This is a genomic window from Mucilaginibacter sp. JRF (assembly GCF_015223065.1).
In the GTDB taxonomy this organism is placed as follows: Bacteria; Bacteroidota; Bacteroidia; order Sphingobacteriales; family Sphingobacteriaceae; genus Mucilaginibacter.
On sequence record NZ_JADFBY010000018.1, the window covers coordinates 1 to 7,317 of the forward strand.

A 7,317-nucleotide genomic window follows, 5' to 3' on the forward strand; every position below is an offset into this window, starting at 1 on the left:
AAGCAATTATGATGGCAGTTTTCAATATACGGAATTCTCCGGCACAAGACTGCCTCAGTCCCACATGTTTCAAGTACTCAGTTTGAACTTCTTGCCCTTAAGCTTGACATTGCCGGCAGCGCCAAAAATCTTATTGATAGCTTTGTTGTAATCCGCACGTACTTTCTTTTAGTAGGATGGGATATTGGAAAGGTGGAGCGATTCGTAAAGTTTTTTGATGTTGATCCTTTTGCCACTTTTGGGATTCTTTATCACTATTTCAAGGTTTATAATAAACATTCAATCATATGCAATACGCATTTACTCAAGTTTTGGTAGAACACGTAAATACTTCAGATAAACCAATACTACTGATAGGCGATACAGTTAGATATGACATGATTTGTACTGTAATGCTCGACATAATATCACTTATAACAGCTTTAAATTTGGATGTCTTAGCAATATACATTCAATTAAATTTTCTGAAACGGAGGGCCATCAAGCATCAATCTTTATAAAAGCACGGGAATAGTTGATTCAAATTAAGCTTACTGCTTCCCCGGCAAACGCTTATGATAGTAATCCTTCTCGTTAAAGTAAGCGCCATTCATGATTGCCAGGTGTGCGTTAATCTTCTCACCGAGATACATGCCTACGTTCTTTCCAGTTTGATTAACAGCGTACGGGTATCCTCGCGCTCCTACTCAATCTGTTGCGCAAGCTTACAGCCTTTTATTCGCTGATAACTCCGTTAACAGCTGCGTTTTTAAATATTTGGGTTGTGTTCATAATTATGAATATCTTGGGACGTGATTAGAATTGTATTTAATATGGAACCGGCATTATCCCCAAGAATACCTCTTCGCAGTTCCTTTGTACGTAAAAAAATTGATGGCATCAGTTATCAAACTCTTGCGTTAATAGTCTATAAAAACAAGCATACTGGAGAAGAATATGCTTTAAGGGAAGTTTTGATTTCACCTAAAGTCGTAAGTCTTTGTTCCAAATACGTTGAATATGAATATCAAGCTCTATCATAAAAACCGGGGAAGGTTTACTCCCGATTTACTCTGGTGGCTTTCCTATCCGCTATATCCCCAAGCGCTTCGCTGCCCTGCTTGCTATGAGCTCCTTTATGTAATCAGGGGTCTTCGCTCCTAAGAGTCCTGCACCTGCCGTGCTACTATTTATACTAAATTTTGCGCGTTCTGAAATTTAAGACACATAAAAAATGCCTTATAATGAGAAGTTAATTCACATTTATACTAACAATCATGATTACTGACAATTCCCTTCTTAAGAGTTGCGGTTGTGGCAATAAAGACTCAATTCGTATTCCAAGAAGTCCTATTTTAAAACCCTTAAATCCTATGCTTCCTCTTAAAAAATATTAATTTATGCGTTGTGGGAAGACAACTTTCACATTAAGTGGGCCTAAAGCGGCTTGACGATTTTAGGTACAGTTTTTATTTTACTTTAAGTTGTCATATCCCCTGTAGTTGCGGCGGCGGGGGGGGGTACGAATCCACGACCTCTGAGTTATGAGCTCGACGAGCTTTCAACTGCTCCACCCACAATTTGTCGTAAAAGAGAAATTAGCGACTTTATTCCACTGATCTATAACTTCTTACCTAATAACGACATACTCCAATAAAAAAGGCGACAAGTCTAAACTTGCCGCCCCATATAAAAATTAACTGACCCTTACTATTTTAGTGAGATCTTTCTGATTGTATTTGCTTTCTGATCGGTGAAATATATTGCATTCTCACCTTTGTCCAGAGCCAAGCCGAAAGCATAAACATCAGCAGTTGAGGCCGGTCCATCATGGCCATTATTAGCACCGGTCGGGCCCGCCAGTATGGTAAGCTTGGTGCCATCGACACGTTTTATGTAACCATTGTCAGCAACATACATTGTACGGCTATCTTTATTGAAGATCATACTGGTGATCTTGTCGAAATTTATATTTTTAAATATCTGTTCAGTGACGCCGCCTGGTGTGACCTTATAAATACGTCCGTTCGTTGTCACATATAATACTTTATTGTAACCAATGGCTAATGCATCCCAGCTGAAGCCCCGACTACCTTCGTTTTCCGGGTTTTGTAGTTTGCTATCGTCTATATCATAACCAGGCCCATAAATTTCGCCTGTAGGTTGAGCAAAATGTTCTCTTATGAGATTTCCTGAACTAAAATAAAACTTGTCAGTATACGGATTTCGAGCCATGCCGGTTGAACTGGTATAATAGTAATAGTTGGTGGCTACGAAATCTCCATTAGGTTTAAATATCCATGTTTGATCAAATGGATCAAAATCTGTATTACCATCCTGCACAATGTGTAAAATACCTGTTTCGTACTCGACACCTATATAAATTGGGTCAGTCATCACACCTCCGTAATCGGCTGGTTTAGTTGCCACGGTTGAAACTTCGCCAGTAGTGGCAATTTTGCGTATCACATCGTTTTTCATATCAGCAACGTAGATCGTACCATCAGGTATCAGCTGTAAACCACGAGGACTATTGAAACGAGCGGAAGTACCTTTGCCGTTTACCAAAGCGCCAGTTGCGTAAGGCGATCCATAAAGCGTTTCTACTTTGATTGATGATACAGCTGCGGTTGTTAAAGATCTTTCTGACGTGGGAGTGCTTTCTGACGGAGATGAAAGATCTTTTTTACAATTTGTCAAAACGACTGGAATGGCAAGCATTGCCAGGAAAATAAATTTGTTTTTCATCATTGGTTAAGCACGTTGATATGTGCTGGTGTATAACAAATTTACCTATTATGAACAATGCTAAACTAGCAATTATTTATTGTATACTACAATGTGTATTACTGCCTTAAAATGTTTGAACTACAGGCCGTTGTATCAACTTCGCTGACTCAGCAGCCTCCTGTTTTATCCTCTCAAATTCCACGGCAGGATCACTGGTAAATGCCAGCTGAGCAATCGCAGTTTCTTTCGACATCAACCCGGCGCCTACCAGCTTCACGATGTTATCGTACTCCTCAGTATAATTCCGTGGCAGCTCGATCTTAAACTTAGGCTTCACCGGCATGCTTATACTGGACTTAACACCAACATTGATCACCGCCATACAAGACTTCAACAAATTAAGGTCCCGCTGCCATTCCATGCCCAGATCACCATCCTGATTTGACTTCGCCTTATTGGTCGCAGGCAGGAACATCATTTCGATGGTGACGCCCGGTAAGTTCGATGAACCGGAGATTTGCTCCATGGATATTTGCGGCGTGCTGGTTTCGTCGTAAATATCGCGACGAAGGTTCTGCCGCTCATCGGTAGCCGACTGCTGCGCGCCTTTGGCCTCCAAATACTTCAGATCGCCACCATTCTCCATCTGGAAAACCTTTCGGGTATTCTTGCCACCACCTTTCATATCAGTGATCTCGCCAGTAGCATCCAGTATGGGGAATGAGGATATTTGATTCTCGTCAGCGGTATCGCTATCGCCCTCCTCTACCCTTTCGATCTTAGGCAGCACATCAGCATACTCCGGGCGCTTTTGCCCGTGGAATACAAAGTTGGCCTTACCGTAAGGAATTTTAGTTTCTTTTGAGGCCCACCCGGTAGTATCTCTCGTATAGGTGATGTACTTATCGCTTAAAAACAGATCCACCTTTTCGACATCTATGCCTTCAATTTTGACAAACTACCAGCGCCTGGGTGTAGTTCTTTTTCTGTCTGTCGATTTTCTGCGCTGTGTAGTTTAACTTATTATCTTCCCATGTACGCTTCAACATGGCCAACATGGTTTCATCACTGACCTTGAAAGCATCGCGTATGGTGGCATCGATCTCAATACCGCCTGATAGGTTCATGCGTACCGCCCAGTCTAAAATTTGCTTTTGTGTGGATGAGGGTATTCGGTGAACATCTTTCTTTTCTGTGCGGTACTTCGGATTGCCCTGTTCATCATTCTCTCCGGTCGGCACCTCAATATCGCGCCACGGCCTGTATTGCAGATCCTGTACTACTTTATGATTTTCGGGCTCGACGTTATAAGCGTAGTCGGGAATGATTGGCTTTAACGACTCGATGGTTGATATCAGTTTAGTCGGTTCACCTAAAAGAGATTGCAGTTCTGAAATTTCCATTGTAAGCAAAAATACTCTGATGGATGCGGGCATACATTGCCTGTGTAGTCGCCTAATGATACATAGTAAGTGCATGATAATATTAGCAGCACTAACTGGAAACTATGTCAAGCAGTTTTACGTAAGAAATTATGTGTTAAACTTTACCACTATTGTTGTTCAGGTGGAGCATATGAGATGCTCTATACATTCAGTAAGGCCAAAAATTATAATTAATGAGGCCAAATGCACTGTTACATTCTATACCTGTTGCGATCAGTTCGAGCATGAGTGCATCTATGCTTTCAATTACTATTTATCTGAACGAATCAATCGAAAAACATTGGAATACATGAGCAAAAAACAGAGCTATTCAAGTTGCTAACCAACCGGCAGCGTAAGCTTTTGCTATGACATGAATTTAAACATAGTCAGTCGTTGTAAAATTCTTTAACTCCACAAACAAATTTAAAATCAACGATGTATCTGTTAAAAACACCTACACCAATGTTTGACTTTAGGCCAATTATTTTGCAGATCGAAAGCAAAAAATGTCCAGTTCACAAAGTGCATCCTGCTGTTAAATTAGAGGATGATAACCAAGCCATTGCCATAACTGCTTGCTGTAGCGAATTCAAAAATAAATGCGCCCAGGTATTCAATGAGTGGCTATCAAGGCAAGTAAACAAAGAGTTTTTAAAAACATTAAACAATACTAAGTCAAGGAGTAGTTGATAAAACCTTAAAACACAAACAGCCGACCGGGTTATCAGTCAGCTGTTGTGAATAGAGGGATTAATCGTTTCTATGAAGCAAGCAATGTATCAAATTTTTGATATTCCCAGCCTGTAGGGTGTGGATAATCTTCAACTCGTGTAAATGTGACGCCATAAATGTAGAGCAACCCATCGTACTTATTGGTAAGCGCCGCGGGCACGGTAATTGAAACATGGTTCAGTAGGGCTTCATCAGGTAATTTAGTGAGGGCAAGTACGCCTTCAAACTGGATTTCACTTTCGGTATGCATGGGTTTAAATTGTTTGGTCTATTTCCCAAAAATAGTCCAACCTTCATGCTGCTTCAATCACACAAAGCGTACATATCGCGTGAATTTGCCGTATAAAATATGTGTTAATGTAAAAAGCCACTCCTTATTGAAGTGGCTTTACCAATTAACGTTTAATAATCATCACGCTCGCCTGATGATGCCCAGCAATAAGGCGATTACTGCAATTACTAATAAAATGTGGATTAATCCGCCGGCATGTCCAACGAAGAAGCCGAAAATCCAACCTATAACCAGGATGACTGCGATGATGTACAAGATACTTCTCATGTTTAAAAGTGTTTAGTGATGTGTATTATTCTTTAAAGGTGTATTAACCCACTAAGGCTTAAAAAGTGTGTTTAATACACTATTAATAATTATACTGATTACAAATTTGATGGGTAATTAAGTTTATATAGATTCTAAACAAATGGCAAAGTGATTTTAAAAATATTTTTAAACACTCTATTCCAAGATTTTGAACTTTAAAACCTGTAGATTCTTAAATTATGTGTGGCAATATCTTGTGGCAGATACAAGAAAGTCGTTCAACAATTTTGGCCTAAATGTGTTGATTTGCCACACTGATTTGAACTAAATTCTCAAATCGATATACAACACCGAATCATAATTTTATGAGTACTACTAATAAAAGCCATCACGGACAATTGCTGGAATATGCGGTCCGCAGCAGAGGTATCAGTTTGACTGACCTTGCCTTCAACATTAAAGTAAACAGAAGAACTGTTTACAACTGGTTTGAATCACCATTCCTTAAAAAAGAGATTATCTATCGGGTTGGGATGAGTATTCATCACGATTTTTCGGTCGAATTTCCCCAATACTTTACCAGCGATGATTTTACTGCCGAATGGATACGAATTCAAAATTCTCAATTATCGCTCGTAGAGCCTGGCGAATGGCGGGATAAGTACATTGACTTATTGGAAAGATATAACACATTACTTTATACTCTGTCTCAACTGCATAAATAATCCCCCGGTCTCCCGCTACTCGAGGGATATGGATTAAACTTATGTATCGTATGATCTAATAATAAAAAATTATACGAATGGCACGCTAACATATTTAAATAATAAACCCCGGAGCACTTGCTGCCCGGGGTTTACGGATAAACTTTTACTGTTGGATCTTATGATATTAAGAGACAATCAATTCAACTTAATGTTCTGTTTTATTGTAACTATTGAATAAAATATTATCTGTCTAACAAATACCTATCTTACACTATAGCTTTTGAGAATGCGTTAATGGGTTAATATTCTTATTATTAAAACGTATTAGCAATATTATAATTAACATTAACTTATGAGCAAAGACAGCCATAACCACGGCAAAATAATTATAAAAGCGATTCGAAGAAGTGGTAACACTATTACAGGCCTTGCAAAAGAATTAAATGTCAACAGACGAACGATATACAACTGGTTGTCTGCCGATTCTATAAAAAAAGAAATTATACATCGCATTGGATTAGCATCGAAATATGATTTTTCAAATGAGTTTCCACAATACTTCTCAGAAGACACATTCTCTTTAAAGTCAATATACCAGGAGAATGAATGGGAGATCAATAGTGACAGTCTCGAATGGAAAGATAAATATATTGGATTGCTGGAACAGTTTAACAAGCTATTAGTATCGATGAGTGTTGGGAAATAAATTAGATACAAATCGAATTCTACCCATTTGGCATAATGAAAAAAGCCCTTTGCACTCGCTGCATAGGTCTAAACTTTAACTGATTGTTTTAACACCAAAAAATCCCCAAGAACTCGCTGCTCCGGCATTGTCTTTGATTGTTTGCCGTTTGGAGTCTTTAAAAATAAATTTATTCCAATATTGCTTTATAACATAATTCAACTTCTTAACTTGTTATTAAATTTCGAACTATAGCATTTTCAAACTTAGTGTTTAACCTCCTCCACATGTTGATAAACAGTTAGCTACTCCCTGTTTTATCACCAGTTTTTTTCGTCAGAGAATTTCCTGAAGCATGTTCAACCGGATCACGCTAATTTTTTTGATGAAAGCAAAGTTGTTATGTTGGTCACGAAAGAAACTACCGTTATATAATCAAAAAGGGTTGCGTGGATCTAACGGAGGAAGCGGTATTTCATCTGATCTGATAATCAGATCAGATGAAATGACTTTAAA

The 7,317-nt window shown here is 38.8% G+C and carries 7 protein-coding genes; 2 read left to right on the plus strand and 5 right to left on the minus strand.

The features are described from left to right. Positions 1 to 1,689 precede the first annotated feature (1,689 nt). The 5 genes from IM792_RS21090 to IM792_RS21110 form a co-directional block, all read right to left on the minus strand. Positions 1,690 to 2,730, minus strand: a complete 1,041-nt coding sequence (locus IM792_RS21090; RefSeq protein WP_194103907.1) for a hypothetical protein — start codon at positions 2,728 to 2,730, stop codon at positions 1,690 to 1,692. A gap of 103 nt (positions 2,731 to 2,833) precedes the next feature. Beyond that, complete coding sequence (locus tag IM792_RS21095) at positions 2,834 to 3,634, minus strand: phage portal protein (protein ID WP_194103908.1); 801 nt, start codon at positions 3,632 to 3,634, stop codon at positions 2,834 to 2,836. A 19-nt stretch (positions 3,635 to 3,653) separates the two neighbouring features. After that, the gene (locus tag IM792_RS21100) at positions 3,654 to 4,112 is read right to left on the minus strand and encodes a hypothetical protein (protein WP_194103909.1); all 459 of its coding nucleotides are present in this window, start codon (positions 4,110 to 4,112) and stop codon (positions 3,654 to 3,656) included. 784 nt (positions 4,113 to 4,896) lie between these two features. Then, the gene (locus IM792_RS21105) at positions 4,897 to 5,118 is read right to left on the minus strand and encodes a hypothetical protein (protein ID WP_194103910.1); all 222 of its coding nucleotides are present in this window, start codon (positions 5,116 to 5,118) and stop codon (positions 4,897 to 4,899) included. Between the two features lie 162 nt (positions 5,119 to 5,280). After that, positions 5,281 to 5,427, minus strand: coding sequence for a lmo0937 family membrane protein (locus IM792_RS21110; protein WP_194103911.1), 147 nt, complete (start codon positions 5,425 to 5,427; stop codon positions 5,281 to 5,283). 347 nt (positions 5,428 to 5,774) lie between these two features. On the opposite strand from IM792_RS21110, the gene IM792_RS21115 reads away from it, so the two are divergent. Both IM792_RS21115 and IM792_RS21120 read left to right on the plus strand, forming a co-directional pair. Next, positions 5,775 to 6,134, plus strand: a complete 360-nt coding sequence (locus IM792_RS21115) for a hypothetical protein (RefSeq protein WP_194103912.1) — start codon at positions 5,775 to 5,777, stop codon at positions 6,132 to 6,134. A 334-nt stretch (positions 6,135 to 6,468) separates the two neighbouring features. Further along, the gene (locus IM792_RS21120; protein WP_194103913.1) at positions 6,469 to 6,822 is read left to right on the plus strand and encodes a helix-turn-helix domain-containing protein; all 354 of its coding nucleotides are present in this window, start codon (positions 6,469 to 6,471) and stop codon (positions 6,820 to 6,822) included. Positions 6,823 to 7,317 lie beyond the last annotated feature (495 nt).

Coding starts and splice junctions, on each gene's coding strand:
- IM792_RS21090 (WP_194103907.1), bottom strand. CDS start 2,730: ATGATGAAAAACAAATTTATTTTCCTGGCAATGCTTGCCATTCCAGTC.
- IM792_RS21100 (WP_194103909.1), bottom strand. CDS start 4,112: ATGGAAATTTCAGAACTGCAATCTCTTTTAGGTGAACCGACTAAACTG.
- IM792_RS21105 (WP_194103910.1), bottom strand. CDS start 5,118: ATGCATACCGAAAGTGAAATCCAGTTTGAAGGCGTACTTGCCCTCACT.
- IM792_RS21110 (WP_194103911.1), bottom strand. CDS start 5,427: ATGAGAAGTATCTTGTACATCATCGCAGTCATCCTGGTTATAGGTTGG.
- IM792_RS21115 (WP_194103912.1), top strand. CDS start 5,775: ATGAGTACTACTAATAAAAGCCATCACGGACAATTGCTGGAATATGCG.
- IM792_RS21120 (WP_194103913.1), top strand. CDS start 6,469: ATGAGCAAAGACAGCCATAACCACGGCAAAATAATTATAAAAGCGATT.